The organism is Gluconacetobacter dulcium (genome assembly GCF_014174165.1).
GTDB classification, from domain to species: Bacteria; Pseudomonadota; Alphaproteobacteria; order Acetobacterales; family Acetobacteraceae; genus Gluconacetobacter; species Gluconacetobacter dulcium.
On sequence record NZ_JABEQN010000007.1, the window covers coordinates 1 to 19,621 of the forward strand.

The window sequence follows — 19,621 nt, forward strand, 5'->3', positions numbered from 1 at the left end:
GGGTTGAGCAAAGGCGGAAGGGACCCATGCTCCCAAACGGGCTCCAGACCCTCGGGGGGGACGGGCTCCCTTCCGCTATACATCCTCGCACATCACCAACAGACAGGGGGGACTGTATCAGACGATCGGGGGATTGCAGCGTTTACAGGGCGTAGTCGAGGTGCCAGAGGAAGGTGCGGCCGAACTCGATATAATCTTTCTGATACTGGATGGCTTCGCCGCGGGTTGTGAAATAGGCCCAGTCATTCAGCAGATTGTTGCCGTCGAAGGCGACCTGGATGTTGCGGGTGATGTTGTAGCCGACATGCAGGCTGAGGTTCCTGTTGTGCTGGACCCATTTGTCGAGCTGGTTGGAGCGCAGCGATTCGAGGTATTTTCCGCGATAGGACAGGGACAGCCGGGCATCGACGCCGTATTTCCGGTAATTGAGCGACATATTGTAGAGGAGATTGGGCGCGTAAACGAGGGGCGTGTCCTTGGTGCGCCACGATTGCCCGCTGTTGGCGCTGCTGCGCTGGAAGGTGACGTTGCCGGAGACGCCGAAGCCGTCGAGGAAATAGAGCGGGGACGCATGCGGGATCAGCCCCAGCAATGTCCGTGACGCGCTGAATTCGATGCCGTAGAGGCGGGCTTTCTTGCCGTTCTCCGGCTGGGTGATGTCGATGCTGCCGACTTCATTGGTGGCGGGGACATAGTCGCCGTTGGTGAAGATGAAATTGCGGATCTGCTTGTAATAGCCGGCCACCGATATCATGCTGTTGGCGTCCATGTAATAATCGCCAGACAGGTCGAAATTCAGCGCGCGGGCTGCCTTGAGGTTGGGGTTGCCCTGTGAGATCGCGATGATGTTGCCGGTGCCGGGATTGCGGGTGACCGTCTGGGAACCGGAGAGATAGGCATATTCCGGCGCGGAGTAGCCGGTCCAGATCGCACCGCGCAGCAGAAGGTTGCGCGTGACGGGCAGGTTGGCCGTGATGCTGGGCAGGAAGACGCCGTAGCCCTTGTAGGAGGATGCGGGCGCCAGCGTATCGCCATCGACGTTGAAGAACGTGCTTTCGGTATTGCGCCGTTCGTAGCGCAGGCCGCCGATCAGGGACAATCTGCCGAGTTCGATGTCGGTCATGAGATAGCCCGAGAAGACCCGTTCGGTCGTGTTCGTGTCGTTGCCATATAGGCTGGCGGCACTGGTTCCCGCGCCCGGCGTTGCCTGCATGGCCGTGCGGATCGCGTTGATGACGGCATCGCGCGAATAGATGGCGCCGTAATAATACCGGTTGCTCAGGATCTGGTTGACGGTGCGGTCGATCAGGCCGGACTGGGCGAGATTGAGCCCATCGAGCGATGTGCCCGAGAAATCGCCCTGCCAGAGCAGGTGATCGTAATAGCTGCGTGTGGAGTTGCGGAACTGGAAGCCGCCCTTGAAATATTTGATAATGTCGTTGACGTCGTATTTGATGTCCAGGTTGGTCGAAACGATCGTGTTGGTCGTGGCGCTACGTTCCAGGGACGCGCCGTCCAGCGGCAGCAGGGCCGGGTTGTATTGCACCGCGTTGGCGAACGGGCTGGCCGTTACCGTCGGGAAGCGGGGGTCGATGTGGCTCCAGCTTATGCCTTCATCGAAGGTCTTGTCATATTCCACCGAATATTCGTTCGGTGTCGAATCCTGGCCCCGGCTGACGCTGGCATTGAAGGTCAGGTGGAACCGGTCCTTGTCGAGTTTGCCGCCCCCCTGGAGATTGGCGAGATACTGATTGTCGTCCTCGACCTGAAATTCGCGGCCGAACAGGAATTTGGTCGGGTCCCAGATGCCGGCCGCGTTATAGTAGTTGCCGGTGTTGTTATATTCGGTCGTGTCCAGGTTGCCGGTGACCTGAAGGCGCGCATATTGGCCGTGCAGGTAGGCCGACCAGATATCCTCGTGATAATCGACGGCGAAGGAGCCGCCGACCCGCGCCTGGCGGGTGCGCCGATAGGCGAGGTCGATGCCCGGCAATTGCAGGCTGTTGAAATCGATCGCGCTCGTGCTGTCGGGGGCCTCGTGATAGGGGCGGTAGGCGCCGTCATTTTCGATTTCCTGCCCCAGGGTGTGATCGACGACGTAATAGCCCGAGAGATAGACGCCCAGACGGTCGTTGAGGAAGCGGCGCGCGCCATCGACCTGAATCTGTCCGCCGAACGAGGACTGGTCCTGCGACATCGCGCTGTCATTATATCCGGCGGCGGAATAGACCCGCAGCATCTGCGGTTTCTTGAAATCGAAGGCGGTCGGCGTCTTGAAGTCGATCGAGCCGGCGATGGCGTCGCCCATCATGTCCGGGGTCTGGGTCTTGGACACCGTGACCCCCGACATGCCGTACGGCTGAAGCAGGTTGAGCGACACGTCGCGGCTTTCGGAATTGGTGCTGGCGACCTTGGCCCCGTTGAGCATGAAATTGTTGTAGGTGCCGGCCAGGCCGCGAATGGTCACATACTGGCCCTGGCCCGTCGTCTGGTTCACGATCGCGCCGACGCCCGGTATCTTGCCCAGGGAGTCGGCGATGGAACTGGTCGTCGAACTGCGGAGATCTTCGGCCGACAGGCTGTCGGTGATCCCGGCCAGGACTCTCTTCTGCTGGATCGCCGTCCTGTCCGCGGCCGCCGCCGTGGCGGTGACGAGAATCGCCTCGGGTTTCGCGACATGCGGGGCGGACACATCCTTTTTCGCCTGGTCGGCCGAAGCGGGCGCGGCTGTGGGGCGCTTTCCCGGTCCGGACGAGGGGGGCGTGCTGTCGTCGGACGCTTTGTGGCTTGCCGCGAACGTGGGCCGATCGGCGAAGGCGAACGGGCCAATGAGTGTCGTCGTCAGCAGAAGGGTTGCCATGCGGGCGCGGCGGCGCGGGCCGGAGCCTGGCATCTGGGGCGTGGAGTGGTCGAGCGGAGAGGGCATCCTGGGCTCCCGGTTGGCCATGCGAGACATAATTGGTCCATACCAAAATGACTCGGATACGTATTGTTAAGAATCAGTGACGAACCGGAGTGATGGCGTTTTTTACTTATAAATGAAGAAAAAATGGCGTTCTTTCACGGGAGGCATGGTGGTGGTTCTGGTCGTGACGCTTGTCTTCATGCGTCAATGATCCTGTCATAGAACCTTCATTCGGCAGGGGCGACGGCTGGTTATAAAATTGTGGTATATACCAAATGGTGTCTGATGAAATCGAGCTTCGTATCGCGTCTGCCCCGACCCGCCATGACGGCTGTTGGTGGCGTCGCCGGGTTTGCCGCCTATTTTTCCATGTACGCCTTTCGCAAGCCTGTCGCCGCCGACACGTTCGCGGGGGTGGCGCCGTTTCTGCATGGTCTGGATTATAAATCTGCCGTCATCATCATGCAGATCGCGGGTTATGCGCTTTCAAAGCTGATCGGGATCCGCGTGGTCGCGCAGTTCGGCCGCACGGGGCGCGGCTATGCGATCATCGGGCTGGTATCGATTGCCTGGGCGGCGCTGATTCTGTTTGCCGTCGCACCCGCGCCATGGAATGCCGCGTTCTTTCTGCTGAACGGGTTGCCGCTGGGCATGATATGGGGCCTGGTCTTCAGTTATCTGGAAGGGCGGCGGGAGTCCGATATCCTGGGGGCGATCCTGTGCGCGAGCTTCATCTTTTCCTCCGGGGTCATGAAGTCGGTGGGAGAGGTGATGGTGCGAAGCGGCATCGGCATCTGGTGGATGCCCGCCGCCGTGGGCGCGGTGTTCTTTCCGCTGCTGCTGCTGTCGGTCTGGGCGCTGGAGAGCCTGCCGCCCCCCGATGCCCAGGACGAGAAGGAGCGCATGCCGCGCGTACCGATGTTCAGGGCCGAGCGCATGGCCATGCTGCGGGCGAACTGGATGATGATCTTCCCGCTTGTCGCCGGCTATGTGATGCTGACCGCGATCCGGGATTTTCGCGATAATTTCGCGCCCGAACTGTGGCAGGCCGCCGGCTATCGGGATGTCGCGGCGCTCTTTACCGAAAGCGAAGTGCCGGTCGCCATCGGCGTGCTGGTGGTGCTGGCGGCGTTGAACCGGGTGCGCGCGAACCTGGCCGCCTTGCAGGCGATGCAGGTGCTGATCATCCTTGGCGCGCTGATGCTGGCGGCGGCGACCGCTTCCTTTCAATGCGGCCTGATTTCCGGGCTGGTCTGGATGGTGCTGTCGGGGATGGGGCTTTATCTGGCCTACACGCCGTTCAATGCCATGCTGTTCGACAGGATGATCGCCGCGATCGGCAAGCCGGGCAATTCGGGTTTTCTGATCTATGTTTCCGATGCGGCGGGGTATTGCGGCAGTGTCGGGGTGATCGTGTCGCGCAATGCGTATGGCGCGCCGGGAAACTGGCTGTCGTTCTATGTTGCGTTTGCCTATGTCACGGCGGCGGTCGTGACCGGCTTTGGCCTGCTGTCGCTGTTTGTGGCGCACCGGCGCCTGGGGGGAGGGGCGCCGGCGCGTGTCATGCGACCGTGAGATCGACCTCGATCCGGATGGCGTTGGCGCACCAATATTCCTGGTCATATTCGATGACCCGTCCGCGTGCGTCGTAGCTGGTGCGGATGACGAGAAGCCCCGGCGTGCCGGATTTGACCCCCAGACATTCCGCCGTGTGCCGCACCAGAGCGCATGCGCGCATTTCGACATGGTTGCGCGTCACGACCAGCCCATAGACATCGCGTAGGACGCCGCTGAGCGACCCGTTGAGATTGTGACGCGCCAGGCCGGGGGCGAGCGCCGGATTGATGGTGATGTCCTCGACCAGGACCGGCCGTTCGTCGATGCTGCGGCGGCGTTCGACCCGATAGAGGGGGTTGCGGACGCCCTTGCCGAAAATATCCAGGATGGCGGGCGGCTGCTTTTCGGTCTTGACCTGAAGGGTTTCCGTGGCCGGCAGGCGGCCTTGTTCCGCCACATAGGTCATGAAGCCGGACCAGCGGGTGGGGTCGTACGTGACGGGTTTGGGCGACACGTACCAGCCGCTGCGGTCCTTGCGGTAGATCAGACCCTCGGCTTCCAACTGGGACAGGGCCTCGCGGACGGTGCCGCGGGCGCTGCCGATCAGTTCATGATATTTGCGTTCGGACGGTAGCCGGGCGCCTGATGACAGGATGCCGGCCTCGATCTCGTTCGCGATCTGGTTGCGCAGGCGAAGATAATGGGGTTCGGCACTGTCGTTTTCGGAATCGGTTTGAAACAGGCTGCATTCTCCTGATGATGGTGCGACGGTCGGAAATGTCGTCCAGCATCACGGATGGCGGATACAGCGTCAAGTATGACGCGGAGCGGCCGGCGCGGACCGGTCGTCCATGGCGGTTTCCAGCGCCGGGTCCGTTTTCGTCGGTCTGACGGCACCATACAGGCGGGCCTGGAAGGACGGGTCGGTGGTGCTCCGGATTGTCAGGGCATACCAGCCATCGCTGTGCGTCAGCGGGACCGTGACGGTGTGGACCGCGCCGGCCAGGAGCACGGTCTGGTGGAAAGTGGAATGGGCGGGCGTGGTGTCGTCCGTGAGCTGGATCTGCTGCGGCAGGGGGGTGAGGCCGATCAGCGACAGACGGAGCGACTGGCCCGATCCGGCCTCTGCCCGCACCGCGACGGGCAGGCGCGGGGAGGTGTCGCAATGATGTCTGATGAAGCCGTCGGGGCCGCGCACCGTAAAATCGTGGCGCGGATCGCTGCCGGTTTCCGCCCATAAGCGGGCATGGTGATCGTGACCGGCCCCGACCGTGAAGAAGAGCGGGGCGTTGCGGTCGCTGTTGTCATGGACGCTGAGGCATATGCCGACGGTGCCGCTATTGGCGATCAGGAGGCTGGGGGCGCCCTCGGCATCGGGCACGATGTCCACCGTGAAATCGTAAGGCAGGGGGCGGACGGGGCGTTGGCCGGCCATCTGGCGGGGCTGGCGCTGCGTGGCCGGAATGGCGAAGGCCCGGCCGGCCAGGGACCGCGCGATCCGGCTTTGGGTGTCGCGGATATGGGGGAACGTGAGGGGGATGTCGGCGGTGGGCCGGGAGAAATCGAACGCGCTGAGAAGATCGCCGCAGACGGCGCGGCGCCAGGGGCTGATATTGGGTTCCATTACCCCGAAACGCCGTTCGAGGAACCGCAGGACGGATGTGTGATCGAATAATTGTGAACAGATATAGCCCCCGCGACTCCATGGGCTGACGATGAGCGCGGGCACGCGGATGCCCAGGCCGATCGGCTGGGCGCCGGGGTGGGGGGTACCGGGCGGGTACTGTTTCGCCTCGCCGGCGGTCGAGACGGTGCTGAAACCCCGATCGGGGGTCAGGGGGGGAACCGGGGGCGCCATATGGTCGAAAAAGCCGCCGGCTTCGTCGTAGATGGTGATGAAGACCGTGCGGGCGAACGTCTCGGGGTGATCGACCAGGGCTTCGATCAGTTTCGCGGTCACAAATTCGCCGCGCGCCGGAATGGCTTCCGGATGTTCCGACAGGTCCTTTGCCGTGACGATCCATGAGACCTGCGGCAGTCGGCCGGCCGCGATATCCGCGCGGAACGCCTCGACAAGCTGGGTGCCGTCCGAACGGGTGCGATCGGCGCCGCTGCGATGCTCGCTGACCCATGAGCGGCCACGGGCATACAGGCCGGACTCGCGCGGGCAGGGCCGGAAAGCCGGGAAGACCGAGAGCAGGTTGTCGCCGAAATTATCGTATTCCTGGTAAACTTTCCACGCGATCCCTGCATTTTCCAGGCGTTCGGCGTAGGTGTGCCAGTTATAGGCGTCGGCGCGCAGCGGCTGGTCCTGTGCCATGTCGGCGCTGGGGGTTTCGGACTCGCCGTAATTGTCCATTTCCGGATCGCCGCCGACCGTGCCGCCGCCATTGCAGCCGGAGAAGAGGTGCAGGCGGTTGGGGTAGGTCTGCGTCATCGTGGACGCATGCCATGCATCGCAGAGGGTGAAGGCGTTGGCCAGATCGTAATAGAACGGAAGGTCGCCCGCGGTGAAATGCAGCATGCGCTGCCGCATTTCGTGCGTGGCGCCCCATTGGTCGAAACGCCCGCCCGCGAAGATGGTCAGGTTGGCCAGGTGGCTCTGGTCGGCGCCATCGACCGTGAAGGAGCGGGTGCTGCGGCTGTCGCCATGATAGGGCAGGACATAACCGTCGGGATGGTCCGCCGAGGGCTGGCACCATACCGGCCTGCCGCCCGGCAGCCGCAGGGGGTGGGGGTCGGAGAAGCCGCGCACCCCGTTGAACGCACCGAAATAATGATCGAACGAGCGGTTTTCCTGCATGTGGATGACGACATGCGCGACGTCCTGCACCGAGCCGGTCCGATGGGCGGGCGCGATGGCGAGGGCGCGTTCGACCAGGCTGCGCATGAAGGGGAGCCCGACGAGGGAGGCGCCGGCCGTGGACAGAACCCGACGGCGTGACGGACCGGACATATCTTTTTCCTTGCCATGGTGCGACCGAGGAGCCAATAAATAGGCCGCAAATCTGGTATAGTCCAGAATGAAATCTGAGCGTCGGGTGACTATGAATATTGTCGATCGGATCTATGACTTTTTCGCCGAATTTGGTGGTCAGGATTATGGCGAAGATGTTTCGCAGCGTGATCATGCCCTTCAGTGCGCATGTCTGGCGCAGCGGGACGGAGCGCCTGATACGATCGTCGCCGCGGCGCTGCTGCACGATATCGGGCAGTTTATCGATCGGGCCGGCGCGCAGGCGGAAATGTCGGGAACGGACGGGTATCACGAGCACCGGGGCGGGGCGCTGCTGCGGCCTTATTTTCCGTCGTCGGTGATCGCGCCGATCGTGATGCATGTCGATGCCAAGCGGTATCTTTGCGCGCGTGAGCCGGGATATCGCGAAGGGCTGAGCGCGGCGTCCGAACTGAGCCTGCGGTTGCAGGGCGGACCGTTCACGCCTGAGGAAGCCGAGGCGTTCGAGAAGAATGTCCATTTTCACGACGCCATTCAGGTCCGCCGCTATGACGATGCCGGCAAGATGCAGGACATGGCGGTGCCGCCGCTGGAATCCTATCGCGATCTTCTGATCCGGCTGGTGGCCCAGGGCGCGGATCGCCCCAGGCGGGAAGCGGCTTCGGACAAATGATATCGACCGGTGGTGCCGGGGGTGAGCCTATCCGGCGCTGTCGATCCGGTCCTGCGTCTTCGTCTGAAAATCGCTGGCTTCGTGGCGTTCGCGCAGTTGTTCTGACGGGTCGCCGCTGGTGCGGTTGACCATGCGGCCGCGCTGGACGGCGGGGCGGGCCAGCAGGCGGTCGGCCCAGGCTTGCAGATGTTTGTAGTCCTGCACGCTCAGGAACGCGGCTGACGTGCCGTAGAGCCAGCCTTTGGCCAGGCCGCCATACCACGGGAAGATCGCCATGTCGGCGATGGTGTAACTGTCGCCAGCGATGTACGGGGTTTCCGCCAGGCGGCGGTCCAGCACGTCGAGCTGGCGTTTGGTCTCCATCGCGAAACGGTCGATCGCATATTCGATCTTGTGCGGCGCGTAGGCGTAGAAATGGCCGAAGCCGCCGCCGAGATAGGGGGCGCTGCCGACCTGCCAGAACAGCCAGTTGAGGCATTCGGTGCGTCCGGCGATGTCCTTCGGCAGGAAGGCGCCGAATTTTTCGGCCAGGTAGAGCAGGATGGAGCCGGATTCGAAGATGCGGAGGGGCTCCGGTCCGCTGTGATCGACCATGGCGGGGATCTTGGAGTTCGGGTTGACGGCGACGAAGCCGCTGCCGAACTGGTCGCCGGTGCCGATATTGATCAGCCACGCATCATACTCGGCCCCCGCATGACCGGCGGCCAGCAGTTCCTCCAGCATGATCGTGACCTTCACGCCGTTGGGGGTGCCGAGCGAATAGAGCTGGAGCGGGTGCCGGCCGACCGGGAGCGCCTTGTCGTGCGTGGGGCCGGCGATCGGGCGATTGATGTTGGCGAACTGGCCGCCGTTTGCGCTGTTCCAGGTCCAGATCCTGGGCGGGGTGTAATCGGTCATGGTGATGCTCCGGTATCAGGGTGTGGGCGGGTAGTTGGACGGGAACAGGGCCCGGAGCGATTGTTCGTCCGTGGCCGTCTTGAAGACATGATCCTGCCCGACGGCGCGGGCGCGGGCCACCGCGGGGCGCGCGTCGATGGTCTGGAAGAAACGCTTCAGGTGCGGCCACGGAGCCAGCGGGTCATCCGTCGTGTTCATGACCCGTGCCGCGCGGTCGATCCAGCCCCAGGCGGACATGTCGGCAATGGTATAATGCGTGCCGGCGAGATAGGCGCGGTCTTTCAGATGGTCGTTCAGGACCTGGTAATGACGCTCGGCCTCGCGTCGATAGCGATTGATGGCGTACGCCTGATCCCCTGGCGCGAAATACTGGAAATGCACCGCCTGGCCGGAATAGGGGCCCAGGCCGGTGGCGGTGAACATCAGCCAGGACAGCAGGTCCGGCCGGTCGGCCGGGGTGCCGAGAAAGCGGCCGGTCTTTTCGGCAAGATAGAGCAAAATGGCCGTGGAATCGAAAACGCGCGCCGGTTTGCCGTCCGGCCCGTCGGGATCGACGATCGCGGGGACCTTGCCGTTGGGGTTGATGGCGCGGAAGGCCGGGTCATGCTGTTCGCCCTTGCGGGTGTCGACGGGGACGACCGTGTAGGGCAGGCCGCTTTCTTCGAGGAACAGCGCGACCTTCGCGGGGTTGGGGGTGGGGTGGAAATAAAAGCGGATCATGAAGCCTCCAGTCGATCGGGGCGCATGGGAACGGGGTGTTTTAGTACGCGCGTTACAGAATGACGTGTGGCGTTGCGTATGGCAAGATGGGCCGATGACCCGTGGATGGATGTTGGAATGGCGCGTCCGAGAGAATTTGACGAAGAGGCCGTGCTGGATGGGGCGGTCGCGTGCTTCTGGCGGCAGGGGTTCGATGCGACGTCGATCCGCGATCTGGTCGGCGAGACGGGGCTGACCGCCGCCAGTCTGTATAATGCCTTTGGGGATAAGCGGTCGTTGTTTCGGCTGGCGCTGGAACGGTATATCGAAGCGGGGATCGGCCCGCGCATTGCGCGATATGAGGCCATGACGCCGCTGGAGGGTGTGCGGGGCTATCTGGAAGACGTGATGGCGCGCTCGTTGAACGACCCGGAGAACAAGGGGTGCATGGTGGTGAACGCCGCGCTGGAATTCGCGGCGCGGGATGCCGAGTTCCGGCCGGTGATCGTGGGCACGTTCGCCCGGATCGAAGCGTTCTTTCTGGACTGTATCGAGCGGGGCCAGCAAGATGGCAGTATCACGCGCCTGCTGGCGGCGGCGGATCTGGCCCGGCATTGTCTGGCCGTGTTGATGGGGGTGCGCGTGCTGGTGCGGGTCCGCCCTGAACGCGCCGTGTTGAACGGGGCGGTCGCGGCCCTGATGGCGTCGCTGGCGGCGGGGCCGGGCGAGCGGGCGGATGCCAGCCCGGTCGGTGCCATATCACGAGAGGATTGAAAAATGATCTTGCCCGTAACGCATCTTGCCGCGTTCGCTCTGGTCGCGCTGGGGATGGCGCTGACCCCCGGACCGAACATGATCTATCTGATTTCGCGTTCGATCTGTCAGGGGCCGCGTGCGGGGCTGGTCTCGCTGGGCGGGGTCGCGCTGGGGTTCGTCTTCTACATGGTCTGTGCCGCGTTCGGGATCACGGCGCTGGTGATGGCGGTGCCGTATGCCTACGATGCGCTGCGGCTGGGTGGCGCGGCCTACCTGCTCTTTCTGGCGTGGCAGGCGATCCGGCCCGGTGGGCGCTCGCCGTTTCAGGTGCGGGCGCTGGCGGCGGATGGCAATCGGCGGCTGTTCCTCATGGGGTTCATGACCAATCTGCTGAATCCCAAGATCGCCGTCATGTATCTGTCGCTGCTGCCGCAATTTACCGTGCCCGGTTCGTCGATGCTGGCGCAGATCCTGATGCTGGGAGCCATGCAGATCGGCATCAGTGTGCTGGTCAATGCCGCCATTGCGCTATCCGCGGGGAGAATGGCGATGTTTCTTGAAACCAGGCCGGGTTTTGCCAAGGCCCAGCGGTGGGTCATGGCCACTGTGCTGGGCGGGTTGGCGGCGCGGATGCTGACCGAGCATCGGGGCGCATAGATCGCGGGGCGCCTAAATCTCGGGCTCGGGCTCGGGCTCCGGCGGGGGCATTCTCCGTCGGGTGAGCAATGCATCGTTTTATGATGGAAAGGGTGGCTCCCGAAGTAGGACTCGAACCTACGACCCAGCGATTAACAGTCGCTTGCTCTACCAACTGAGCTATTCGGGATCAGCGCCGGGGCACCGTATAGCGGAGGTTCGGGACGGAGGTAAACCCCCTGATGCGTTTTTTTTTGACGGCTAGGAGAGGAGGCCCCAACCATGCGATGAAGCCTCGTGCGCGATGAGCTGCATTGCGCCGGAGAGGGGCTGAAGGGGGCCTGGGACGGGGATGGATCAGAAGGCCGGTCATCCATGCGTGGCCTGACGAGGCGGCGCCTGCTGCTTGGCGCGGGCGGTGCGACAGCAGGGGCGGCCGTCGTGGGCGCTGTGGTGGTGCATTATCGGCGCCCCCGGCCGGTGGTGATGCACAAGGTCGTGCTGGATGGTCGGGCGCGGCGGATGGTCCTGTCCTGGCCGTCGTCGAATCGTTTGTTGTTCCATGTCGCGCAGGCGCGGTTTTTCGGCACGTACAATCTGGACGTGACGCTGGTGGATGGGGCGCGAACCGGCCGGACGACCATCGCCGATGTGGTGGAAGGACGGGCCGTGGGCGCGGCGGCGCCGATTCTGACCTGGCTGGACCGTTACCGTCTTGGCCCGATTCCGGTGCATCTGGTCACCGGTCTGCAATCGGGGGGCTTTCGCCTGCTGGTGCGGCGTGGGGTCAAGGGCTCGCGGCTGGATAATGTCGCCGGTATGCGCATTGCGGTGACGGACCAGGATATGGCCGACCGGCTGTTCTTCTCGGTCATGATGCGGCGCAAGGGCATCAATCCGGACGATGCGGTGCATTGGGTGACGCTGGCGCCGGCGCAGATCGAAGACGCCGCGCGGGCCGGCGAGATCGATGCCGTGGCGGCGCACGATCCGCTGGCGTGGCAGTGGCTTCACGCGCCCGATCCGCTGTTCTTTGAACTGGCGAACAGCACGACCGGGCATTACAGCCAACGGACCAATCTGGCCCTCGGCCTCTCCGACGCCCTGTTGCGGTCCGACCCGGTGGGGGCCGCATCGCTGGTGATGGCGCTGCGCGCGGCCTCGGACTGGGTCCGCCAGCATCCCGACGAGGCCGCCGGGCTGATGGCCGAGGCGACGGATGGCATGGATGCCGCCCAGATCCTGGCCATGCTGCGGCATGAAAGCCTGGGGATCAGCCCCGTGGGGCATGACCTGCGGGTGCAGGTGTCGCAATATGTGGATGAAATGAAGCTGCTGGATCGCGTGCCCGATGCGGTCGGTTCGGCCGCTTATGCGCGGCGGCTGTGCGTCAATGTGCTGGAGGCCGATGAATCCGGCGCGCTGCTGATTCCGGATGCCGGGCCGGCCTGATGCCCGGCCCGGCATCCGTTCAGTCGTAGAATTCGGGCGCCTGCCGGAAGTGGGGCCAAGCCTCGGGGTCGTGACCGGTGACGATCCGGGCGGCGGTGCGTTCGGCCAGGGCGTGCAGTTTGCGCACCGAGCGCACGCTGTCGATCGTCGAGGTGAGGAAGCCGGGCAGGGAGCGTTCCGCCCAGTGATCGAGCGTGTAGGCGGCGTCGATCGTCAGCAGGGTGGCGCCGGTTCCGGGGAGGCGGACCAGGAACGACATGTGACCCGGTGCGTGGCCGGGCGTGAACACCGTGGTCAGCACGCCGTCGCCATATAGATCGTGATGGTCGTCCGCGAGGCCGTTGAGGAACTGCCATTTCAGCCCCGGACGATCGAAATCGCGCCGGATATAGCCGCCTGTCGCGAACCAGTCGGGCGCGTAGGCATAGTCATATTCCGCCTGCTGGACGATGTGGGTGGCGTTTGGAAAACGGCCGATCGCGCCGGTATGGTCCAGATGCAGGTGCGATTGCAGGACATGGCGCACGTCCTCGGGCCGGATGCCCAGGCGGGCGAGCTGGGCCACGCATCCGTCCGCCTCGGTCATCACGGGCCAGTAGGTGTCGCAGATCGCGCCCCAGTAGCCGCGCGGGTCGGTCGCGACCTCGACGGCGTTGCCGCCGTCGATGATCGTGTGGCCCTTGGGATGCGTGATCAGGAAGAAGGGAATCGGGATTTCATAGTCCGCGCCGTTGCCTTCGTTCATCTTGATGTTGTGCAGCTTGCATTTTACGGACCCGCTCTGGAACATGTACAGCCGGATATCGGTCATGGTGGGGCGTCTTCGTGGCTTGGGCCGTTTGCCGGCCTCGTGGTTTCGACTGGATTTCGCCGGGCGGTTCAGAAGGCCTCGCGATACAGGGCCAGGGCGTCTTCTTCGGTGATTTCGACCGGGTTGTTGACCAGGAGCCGGGTCTGTTTCATGGCGTCGCGGGCCAGCATGGCGAGGCTGTTGTCGGTCACCTTGACATCGCGCAGCCGGCGGGGGGCGCCGCTTTCGTCCATCAGCGTCATCATATGCGTGACGAAGGCGGCCGCGCGGGTGTGGATGTCGCCTTCGCCCGGCGCGCCGACGACATCGGCCAGTTCGGCATAAAGCGGGGCGGCGATGCGGGCGTTGTAGCGCAGCACCGGCCCCAGCATCAGCGCGTTGGTCAGGCCGTGGGGCAGGTGGTAATGGCCGCCCAGCGGATAGGCCAGCGCATGGACGGCGGCGACCGGCGCGTTGGCGAAAGCCTGGCCGGCGAACAGGGCGCCCAGCAGCATGTTTTCGCGCGCCGCGCGGTTGTGGCCGTCGCGGCACGCGGGCAGCAGGTTGGCCGACAGCAGGCGCAGCGCCTCGCGCGCCAGCATGTCCGAGATCGGGTTTTTCCGGAATTTCGACGTATAAGCCTCGATCGCGTGGACCATGGCGTCGATGCCCGTCGCCGCCGTGTGGATCCGCGGCAGGCCGACCGTCAGCGCGGCATCGAGCAGGACGAAATCGCCGTAGAGCTGGGGGGAGACGACGCCCATCTTGGTCGTCTCGCCCGTGGTGATGATCGAGATGTTGGTGACTTCGGACCCCGTGCCGGCCGTGGTCGGGATCAGGGCCAGGGGCAGGCGCGTGCCGGTGACGTTGCCGACGCCGTACATCGAGGCCAGATCCTGTGCCGACCCCGCCGTGACGGCGATGAGCTTGGCGATGTCCAGCGACGAGCCGCCGCCCAGTCCGATGACGATATCCGCCCCCTGTGCCCGTGCGGCGGCCGTGCAGTCCAGGACCACGCTTTCCGGCGGATCGGCGACGACATCGTCGAAGAGCGTGACCTGAAAGCCGGCCTGTTCCAGCGAGGTCCGCACCGGGTCGATCAGTCCGGCGCGGACCAGTCCGGCATCGGTGACCAGCAGGGCCGAGCGGGCAGCGAACCGCCCGGCCAGTGTCTCGCCCAGGCGGCCTGCGCCGCCCCATTCCACATGGATATGGGGGACCGTGGTGAAGCCGAAGGGAGTGAAGGTCATATCGTTATTCTCTTTTGATCTTGTTTTTTGAACGATACTGGCCCGATGCCGGTTTTTTTTAGCCTATGGCGGAGCAGAGATATTTGATTTCCAGATATTCCTCGATGCCGTGACGCGAGCCCTCGCGGCCCAGGCCGGACTGCTTGATGCCGCCGAAGGGCGCGACCTCGTTGGAGATCAGGCCGGTATTGTGGCCGACCATGCCGTATTCCAGGGCCTCGGCGACGCGCCAGACCCGGCGGACGTTCTCGGTATAGAAATAGGCCGCCAGACCGAATTCGGTGTCGTTGGCCATGGCGATGACCTCCTCCTCGGTCTCGAAGCGGAAGAGGGGGGCGACGGGGCCGAAGGTTTCCTCGCGCGCGACCTTCATCTTCTGGGTGACGCCGGTCAGGATCGTCGGTTCGTAGAAATTGCCGCCGAGCGGGGGTTGCCTGCCGCCCGTCACCAATGTCGCGCCCTGGGCCAGTGCGTCGGCGACGTGGGATTCGACCTTTTGGACCGCGGCCTCGTCGATCAGCGGGCCGACGGTGACGCCGGGCTCGGTGCCCCGGCCGAGTTTCATTGTCCGCACCGTCTCGGCCAGGCGGGCGGCGAAGGCGTCATGGATGCCGGACTGGATGTAGAGCCGGTTGGCGCAGACGCAGGTCTGGCCGGCATTGCGGTATTTCGAGGCCAGCGCTCCTTCGATCGCCGCGTCGAGGTCCGCGTCGTCGAAGACGATGAAGGGGGCGTTGCCGCCCAGTTCCAGGCTGAGTTTCTTGATGGTGGGGGCGGACTGGGCCATCAGGATGCGCCCGACCTCGGTGGAGCCGGTGAAGGACAGCTTGCGCACCACGTCCGACCCGGTCAGCACGCCGCCGATGGCGCGGGCATCGCCGGTGATGACTTGCAGGACGCCGGCCGGGACGCCTGCCCGTTCGGCCAGCACGGCCAGGGCCAGCGCGGTCAGCGGCGTCTGTTCGGCCGGTTTGACGATCATGGTGCAGCCGGCCGCGAGTGCCGGCGCCGCCTTGCGGGTGATCATGGCGGCGGGGAAGTTCCACGGCGTGATCGCGGCGCAGACGCCGACCGGCTGCTTGATGACCAGCAGCCGCTTGTCGGCGGTGGGGGCGGGGATCGTCTCGCCGTAGATGCGCTTGGCTTCCTCGGCGAACCATTCGATGAACGAGGCGGCATAGAGGACCTCGCCCTTCGCCTCGGCCAGGGGTTTGCCCTGTTCGGCGGTCATCAGCGCCGCCAGGTCGTCGGCGTTCGCGATCACCAGATCGAACCAGCGGCGCATGATGGCGCCCCGATCCTTCGCGGTGCGGGCCGACCAGGCGGGCAGGGCGCGGGCGGCCGACGCGATGGCCGCTTCGGCCTCGGCCGCGCCCAGATCGGGCACCTGGCCGACGATCTGCCCGGTGGCCGGGTCGGTCACGGGCGTGGTGCGTCCTGGGGCGGGGCCTCCGGGCGCTGTGATCCATTTGCCGTCGATCAGGCAGTCCGACCGCAGCAGGGTCGGGTCTTTCAGCATTACCATTGCCGTCTCCCTATCGTTCAATATATTGAACGGATGGTCATCATGATGAACTGTGGGAGCGTCGCGCTTCTTCGGTCAAGGTGGGAGGGGGCGGTGGAAGGTCACGATCAGATCAGGTCCGCCGGGGCGCATGTGCCCGCGCTGCGCCGGGCGGTGGCGATTCTCGACCATGTTGCGGCGTCTTCCGACGCGCCGACGCTTTCCGGACTGGCGCGCGCGCTGGGGTTGCCCAAGAGCACCGCGCATGGGCTGGTGCAGGCGATGGAGGAACTGGGGCTGCTGGTGCGCGCGGCTGACGGCAGCCTGCGGACGGGGCCGCACCCCTTGCGGTGGGCGGGCGATTTCCTGGCCCGGACCGATCTGGTCTCGGTCTTCCGGCATGCCATCGCTGAATCGCGGCGATTCGACCGGTTCACCGTGACGATGACGGTGCTGGACGGGGGGGAGGTGGTTTATATCGCCTGTTCGGATGCCAGCCGTCCGCTGGACGTGACGTTTCGGATCGGCATGCGTTTGCCCGCCCCTTTCACCGCGACGGGCAAGGCGCTGCTGGCGGCCCGGCCGGAGCGGGACCTGGATGGACTGTTCGCGCAGGGATTTCCGGCGCCGCTGACGCGCTACAGCGTGGCCTCGCTGCCTGCTCTGCGACGGGAACTGGTCGAGACGCGGGAGCGGGGCTTTTCGATCGACGATGGGCAGATCCGCGAGGGGCTGTTCTGCCTGGGGGCGACGGTTGGCGATCATACCGGCCACGCCGTGGCGGCGCTGGCGCTGTCGCTTACGCGCAGCGAGGCCACGCCGGAGGTGATCGCAACATTGGGGCGCAGCCTGGTCGAGGCTGCCGCCGACCTGTCGCGCCGGCTGGGGGGCGGCTGACCGGCGTTGCCGGTCTTATGCCGCCGCGCGGCGTTTGCGGGCCGGGGTTTCCTTTGGGGCGGCCTTCGTGCTGCTTTTCGTCGTGCCCTTGGTGCGCTGCGTCGTCGGGGCGTCGTGGCGGAAGATCGCGAGGATCTGCATCGCGATCTCGGCACGGGACATGCGGCCTTCGTGGTACCAGGTATCCGCCGTGTTGAGCAGGCGCAGCAGCAGGATGCGATAGATCTGGCGGTCCATCTCCGGCGGCAGGGGCAGGGCGTCGACGATGTCGCGGAAGATGGTTTCGAACTCGTCGCGCTTCTTGACGAGGGCGGCTTTCACCTCCTCGGGCACCGAGCGGAAATTGTTCATGATCGGCAGGGTGAGGGATTCGGCATTGAGCTGGATTTCCAGCATCTCGCTGCATGCGGCCTCCAGCCTGGCCCACGGCGCGGTGTGCGAGGCCATGGCGGCGCGCACCCGCCGTGCCGCCGCGTCCAGCGCCCGGTCGTGGATTTCGATGAACAGGGCCTCTTTCGAGCGGATATGGTAGTATAGCGATCCGCCCATCATGCCGGCCCGTTCGGCGATCTCGCGGATCGATGTCGCCTTGTAGCCATATTCGGCGAACAGCTTGGCGGCGATTTCCAGGATTTCCTGTCGGCGTTCCGGGTTCGGGACGGTATCGGCCGTCGCGGGGGCCTGTGTGCGGCCGCGCCGGGCCGGACGGGCCGGGGGATCGTCATGCGTCCTGTTCGAACCGGTGGTTTTCTGCCTCACGCTCACGCCGACCTGTGCTCCTGATGCCTGCTTTCTGGTAATTCTTAATGCATGGCCGGTTCATGTTCCATGGTCTGATGGGCGGTCTGGCCGAAAGGGCGTGTTTCGCGCGTCCGCGTCCGGCGGGGCCGCACGCTCTCATGTGCGATGAGGCATGCGTCCTTTCGGTCCGGGCAGGACCGTGGAATGGCATGAAGGGTCGATATTCGGGACATGGAAAGCCGGTCTGTCCGGGGGCGCTGTCGATGCGCATGACGCGTGGGTGTGCCGTTTCACGGCGTCTGCCGGTTCTGGCTGCCTTGGGATTGCTGCTGGCCGGCTGTGCCGGAACCGGCCGGCCCCTCGCCTGCCGGGCCGTGGGAGGCACTGCGGTCTATCTGGTCGATCGGGGGTGGCATACCGAAATCGGCGTGCCGGTGGCCGCACTCTCCGGCCCGCTGGCGGTTTATCGCGATATCTTTCCCGGCGCGCGGACCGTTCTGTTCGGTTACGGCAAGAAGACGTTCTTCACCGCGCCGGCGTCCAGCGTGGAAGAATATCTGATCGGACCGTTTCCCGGCCCGGCCGTGGTGCAGGTCTTTGCCATGACCACCACGCCCGATCGGGCCTATGGCCCGGATGCCGTGGTGGTGCTGCCGATGAGCCGGGCGGAGACCGATCGTCTGTCGGAATTTATCGGGGGGGATCTGGAGAGAGGGCGGGACGGCCGGCCACGGCTGATCGCGGTCGGCCATCGGCCGGAGAGCCTGTTTTATGCGGCGCGCAGCCGCTACACGCTGTTCCATACCTGTAACGGATGGGTGGCGCAGGCGCTGGGCCGGGCGGGCCTGCCGGTTTCGGACGATGGGGTGGTGTTCGCGGGCCAGGTCATGGCGCGCGGCGCGCGTGCCGCCGCCATGATGTGCCGTCCGGAGGGGCCGTGAGTGGTGTTACGGACAAGGCGGGTGGGTGCCGTCGGGGCAGACGACATCGGTGCCGCGCGGCACGACGATGACGTTCTTGCCGTGGGGCGGGTGGTCGTCGCCCTCGCCGCTGGCGGAACTGCATGCGGCCAGCGGGAGAAGGAGCAGGCACAGGGCGGTGGAGAGGCGGAACGGGTGGCGTGGCAACGGAACGTCGGTCATGGAAGGTGCCTTGCGGGAGGAATGAGAGCGGCAGCTATTCAATCGCGCGGTTTTCGTTCCGGTTGCCGGTCGGCGGTGATTTTTCCCGTGATGTTCGTCGGTTAGGCGCTCGGGTGGCCGTCCAGCCCCGGCATGCCGATGAAATCCGGCAAGGCCCGGACCCGGCCGAACCATCGCCGCAGGGCTGGATAGGGCGTGAGGTCGATGCCCCCTTCGGGAGCGAGCGCCAGATAGGGAAACAGGGCGCAATCGGCGATCGTGGGGTGGTTGAGCGCGAACCAGTCCCGCGCATGCAGATGGGATTCGAGGATTGGCAGGAGCCGGTTGGTCCAGCGCAGGGCGTCGGCCATGTCCAGCGGATAGCCGAATTTCCGGATCAGGCGGGCGGCGTTGGGGCCTTTGCGGATTTCGCCGGCGGCGACGGACAGCCATTCGGCGACCCTTGCCTGATCCGCCGGGTCCTGGGGCCACCAGCTTCGATCGCTGCTTTTGCCCGCGAGGTAGATGAGGATCGCCTGCGAATCCCGCAGCACGAGGCTGCCATCTTCCAGGACCGGGACTTCGTCGAACGGGTTGAGGGCGTGGAAGGCGGGCGCGTGATGGGCGCCGGCGGCGAGATCGACGGGGACAAGATCCAGCGTCGTGCCGCTGAGCGCGGCGAAGAGGCGGACCTTGTAGCAGTTTCCCGAAACGTCGAGATCGTAGAGACGCATGGGGGCGTACCCTTTTCCGTTTCTGCGGATGGTCTGCTTGCGCCGATGGGGCG

At 65.0% G+C, this 19,621-nt stretch carries 18 protein-coding genes and 1 tRNA gene; 7 read left to right on the top strand and 12 right to left on the bottom strand.

Annotated elements, in window-relative coordinates; genetic code table 11:
* Positions 1-142: 142 nt before the first annotated feature.
* Complete coding sequence (locus HLH25_RS07320; protein ID WP_182973437.1) at positions 143-2,926, bottom strand: TonB-dependent receptor; 2,784 nt, start codon at positions 2,924-2,926, stop codon at positions 143-145.
* A gap of 303 nt (positions 2,927-3,229) precedes the next feature.
* On the opposite strand from HLH25_RS07320, the gene HLH25_RS07325 reads away from it, so the two are divergent.
* The gene (locus HLH25_RS07325; RefSeq protein WP_220791716.1) at positions 3,230-4,480 is read left to right on the top strand and encodes a DUF5690 family protein; all 1,251 of its coding nucleotides are present in this window, start codon (positions 3,230-3,232) and stop codon (positions 4,478-4,480) included.
* Here HLH25_RS07325 and HLH25_RS07330 read toward each other — a convergent pair.
* Both HLH25_RS07330 and HLH25_RS07335 read right to left on the bottom strand, forming a co-directional pair.
* Complete coding sequence (locus HLH25_RS07330) at positions 4,467-5,204, bottom strand: UTRA domain-containing protein (RefSeq protein WP_182973571.1); 738 nt, start codon at positions 5,202-5,204, stop codon at positions 4,467-4,469. The genes HLH25_RS07325 and HLH25_RS07330 overlap by 14 nt on opposite strands.
* Positions 5,205-5,273: 69 nt before the next feature.
* Positions 5,274-7,418: a phosphocholine-specific phospholipase C gene (locus HLH25_RS07335; RefSeq protein WP_182973439.1), complete on the bottom strand. Its 2,145-nt coding sequence runs from the start codon at positions 7,416-7,418 to the stop codon at positions 5,274-5,276.
* Positions 7,419-7,503: 85 nt separating this feature from the next.
* Between HLH25_RS07335 and HLH25_RS07340 the strand changes: the two genes are divergently transcribed.
* Positions 7,504-8,091, top strand: a complete 588-nt coding sequence (locus HLH25_RS07340) for an HD domain-containing protein (protein ID WP_220791718.1) — start codon at positions 7,504-7,506, stop codon at positions 8,089-8,091.
* 27 nt (positions 8,092-8,118) lie between these two features.
* Here the strand turns inward: HLH25_RS07340 and yghU are convergent, their stop codons facing one another.
* Both yghU and HLH25_RS07350 read right to left on the bottom strand, forming a co-directional pair.
* Positions 8,119-8,988: a glutathione-dependent disulfide-bond oxidoreductase gene (gene yghU, locus HLH25_RS07345; RefSeq protein ID WP_182973441.1), complete on the bottom strand. Its 870-nt coding sequence runs from the start codon at positions 8,986-8,988 to the stop codon at positions 8,119-8,121.
* A gap of 15 nt (positions 8,989-9,003) precedes the next feature.
* The gene (locus HLH25_RS07350) at positions 9,004-9,708 is read right to left on the bottom strand and encodes a glutathione S-transferase family protein (protein WP_182973442.1); all 705 of its coding nucleotides are present in this window, start codon (positions 9,706-9,708) and stop codon (positions 9,004-9,006) included.
* Positions 9,709-9,825: 117 nt separating this feature from the next.
* Between HLH25_RS07350 and HLH25_RS07355 the strand changes: the two genes are divergently transcribed.
* Together HLH25_RS07355 and HLH25_RS07360 are read left to right on the top strand one after the other, a co-directional pair.
* Positions 9,826-10,461: a TetR/AcrR family transcriptional regulator gene (locus HLH25_RS07355; RefSeq protein ID WP_182973443.1), complete on the top strand. Its 636-nt coding sequence runs from the start codon at positions 9,826-9,828 to the stop codon at positions 10,459-10,461.
* A 3-nt stretch (positions 10,462-10,464) separates the two neighbouring features.
* The gene (locus tag HLH25_RS07360) at positions 10,465-11,100 is read left to right on the top strand and encodes a LysE family translocator (RefSeq protein ID WP_114727287.1); all 636 of its coding nucleotides are present in this window, start codon (positions 10,465-10,467) and stop codon (positions 11,098-11,100) included.
* Between the two features lie 93 nt (positions 11,101-11,193).
* Here HLH25_RS07360 and HLH25_RS07365 read toward each other — a convergent pair.
* Positions 11,194-11,269: transfer RNA gene (locus HLH25_RS07365), tRNA-Asn, on the bottom strand.
* A gap of 185 nt (positions 11,270-11,454) precedes the next feature.
* Here HLH25_RS07365 and HLH25_RS07370 point away from each other — a divergent pair.
* A complete protein-coding gene (locus tag HLH25_RS07370; protein ID WP_182973444.1) occupies positions 11,455-12,531 on the top strand; it encodes an ABC transporter substrate-binding protein in 1,077 nt (358 codons plus the stop codon).
* A gap of 19 nt (positions 12,532-12,550) precedes the next feature.
* Here the strand turns inward: HLH25_RS07370 and attM are convergent, their stop codons facing one another.
* The 3 genes from attM to HLH25_RS07385 all read right to left on the bottom strand — a co-directional run bounded on the left by attM (position 12,551) and on the right by HLH25_RS07385 (position 16,096).
* Positions 12,551-13,342 carry an AttM family quorum-quenching N-acyl homoserine lactonase gene (attM, locus tag HLH25_RS07375; protein ID WP_182973445.1) on the bottom strand — a complete coding sequence of 264 codons (792 nt, stop codon included), beginning with the start codon at positions 13,340-13,342 and terminating at the stop codon, positions 12,551-12,553.
* A 68-nt stretch (positions 13,343-13,410) separates the two neighbouring features.
* Positions 13,411-14,571 carry an iron-containing alcohol dehydrogenase gene (locus HLH25_RS07380; protein WP_182973446.1) on the bottom strand — a complete coding sequence of 387 codons (1,161 nt, stop codon included), beginning with the start codon at positions 14,569-14,571 and terminating at the stop codon, positions 13,411-13,413.
* Positions 14,572-14,629: 58 nt separating this feature from the next.
* A complete protein-coding gene (locus HLH25_RS07385; RefSeq protein ID WP_182973447.1) occupies positions 14,630-16,096 on the bottom strand; it encodes an NAD-dependent succinate-semialdehyde dehydrogenase in 1,467 nt (488 codons plus the stop codon).
* A gap of 93 nt (positions 16,097-16,189) precedes the next feature.
* Between HLH25_RS07385 and HLH25_RS07390 the strand changes: the two genes are divergently transcribed.
* Positions 16,190-16,972, top strand: coding sequence for an IclR family transcriptional regulator (locus tag HLH25_RS07390; protein WP_220791720.1), 783 nt, complete (start codon positions 16,190-16,192; stop codon positions 16,970-16,972).
* A 15-nt stretch (positions 16,973-16,987) separates the two neighbouring features.
* Here HLH25_RS07390 and HLH25_RS07395 read toward each other — a convergent pair whose 3' ends face one another.
* Complete coding sequence (locus HLH25_RS07395; RefSeq protein ID WP_310889070.1) at positions 16,988-17,737, bottom strand: TetR/AcrR family transcriptional regulator; 750 nt, start codon at positions 17,735-17,737, stop codon at positions 16,988-16,990.
* Between the two features lie 185 nt (positions 17,738-17,922).
* On the opposite strand from HLH25_RS07395, the gene HLH25_RS07400 reads away from it, so the two are divergent.
* On the top strand, positions 17,923-18,654 hold the full coding sequence (locus tag HLH25_RS07400; protein WP_246401600.1) for a DUF2459 domain-containing protein: 732 nt from the start codon (positions 17,923-17,925) through the stop codon (positions 18,652-18,654).
* A 6-nt stretch (positions 18,655-18,660) separates the two neighbouring features.
* Here the strand turns inward: HLH25_RS07400 and HLH25_RS07405 are convergent, their stop codons facing one another.
* A complete protein-coding gene (locus tag HLH25_RS07405) occupies positions 18,661-18,855 on the bottom strand; it encodes a hypothetical protein (protein ID WP_182973449.1) in 195 nt (64 codons plus the stop codon).
* Positions 18,856-18,956: 101 nt separating this feature from the next.
* On the bottom strand, positions 18,957-19,568 hold the full coding sequence (locus HLH25_RS07410) for a glutathione S-transferase family protein (protein ID WP_182973450.1): 612 nt from the start codon (positions 19,566-19,568) through the stop codon (positions 18,957-18,959).
* Positions 19,569-19,621: the final 53 nt, after the last annotated feature.

Excerpts from the sequence above, each read along its gene's own strand:
- HLH25_RS07385 (WP_182973447.1), bottom strand. The coding sequence starts at position 16,096 with ATGGTAATGCTGAAAGACCCGACCCTGCTGCGGTCGGACTGCCTGATC.
- HLH25_RS07380 (WP_182973446.1), bottom strand. The coding sequence starts at position 14,571 with ATGACCTTCACTCCCTTCGGCTTCACCACGGTCCCCCATATCCATGTG.
- yghU (WP_182973441.1), bottom strand. The coding sequence starts at position 8,988 with ATGACCGATTACACCCCGCCCAGGATCTGGACCTGGAACAGCGCAAAC.
- HLH25_RS07410 (WP_182973450.1), bottom strand. The coding sequence starts at position 19,568 with ATGCGTCTCTACGATCTCGACGTTTCGGGAAACTGCTACAAGGTCCGC.
- HLH25_RS07360 (WP_114727287.1), top strand. The coding sequence starts at position 10,465 with ATGATCTTGCCCGTAACGCATCTTGCCGCGTTCGCTCTGGTCGCGCTG.
- HLH25_RS07400 (WP_246401600.1), top strand. The coding sequence starts at position 17,923 with ATGAAGGGTCGATATTCGGGACATGGAAAGCCGGTCTGTCCGGGGGCG.
- HLH25_RS07325 (WP_220791716.1), top strand. The coding sequence starts at position 3,230 with ATGACGGCTGTTGGTGGCGTCGCCGGGTTTGCCGCCTATTTTTCCATG.
- attM (WP_182973445.1), bottom strand. The coding sequence starts at position 13,342 with ATGACCGATATCCGGCTGTACATGTTCCAGAGCGGGTCCGTAAAATGC.
- HLH25_RS07355 (WP_182973443.1), top strand. The coding sequence starts at position 9,826 with ATGGCGCGTCCGAGAGAATTTGACGAAGAGGCCGTGCTGGATGGGGCG.
- HLH25_RS07370 (WP_182973444.1), top strand. The coding sequence starts at position 11,455 with ATGCGTGGCCTGACGAGGCGGCGCCTGCTGCTTGGCGCGGGCGGTGCG.
- HLH25_RS07320 (WP_182973437.1), bottom strand. The coding sequence starts at position 2,926 with ATGCCCTCTCCGCTCGACCACTCCACGCCCCAGATGCCAGGCTCCGGC.
- HLH25_RS07350 (WP_182973442.1), bottom strand. The coding sequence starts at position 9,708 with ATGATCCGCTTTTATTTCCACCCCACCCCCAACCCCGCGAAGGTCGCG.
- HLH25_RS07335 (WP_182973439.1), bottom strand. The coding sequence starts at position 7,418 with ATGTCCGGTCCGTCACGCCGTCGGGTTCTGTCCACGGCCGGCGCCTCC.
- HLH25_RS07405 (WP_182973449.1), bottom strand. The coding sequence starts at position 18,855 with ATGACCGACGTTCCGTTGCCACGCCACCCGTTCCGCCTCTCCACCGCC.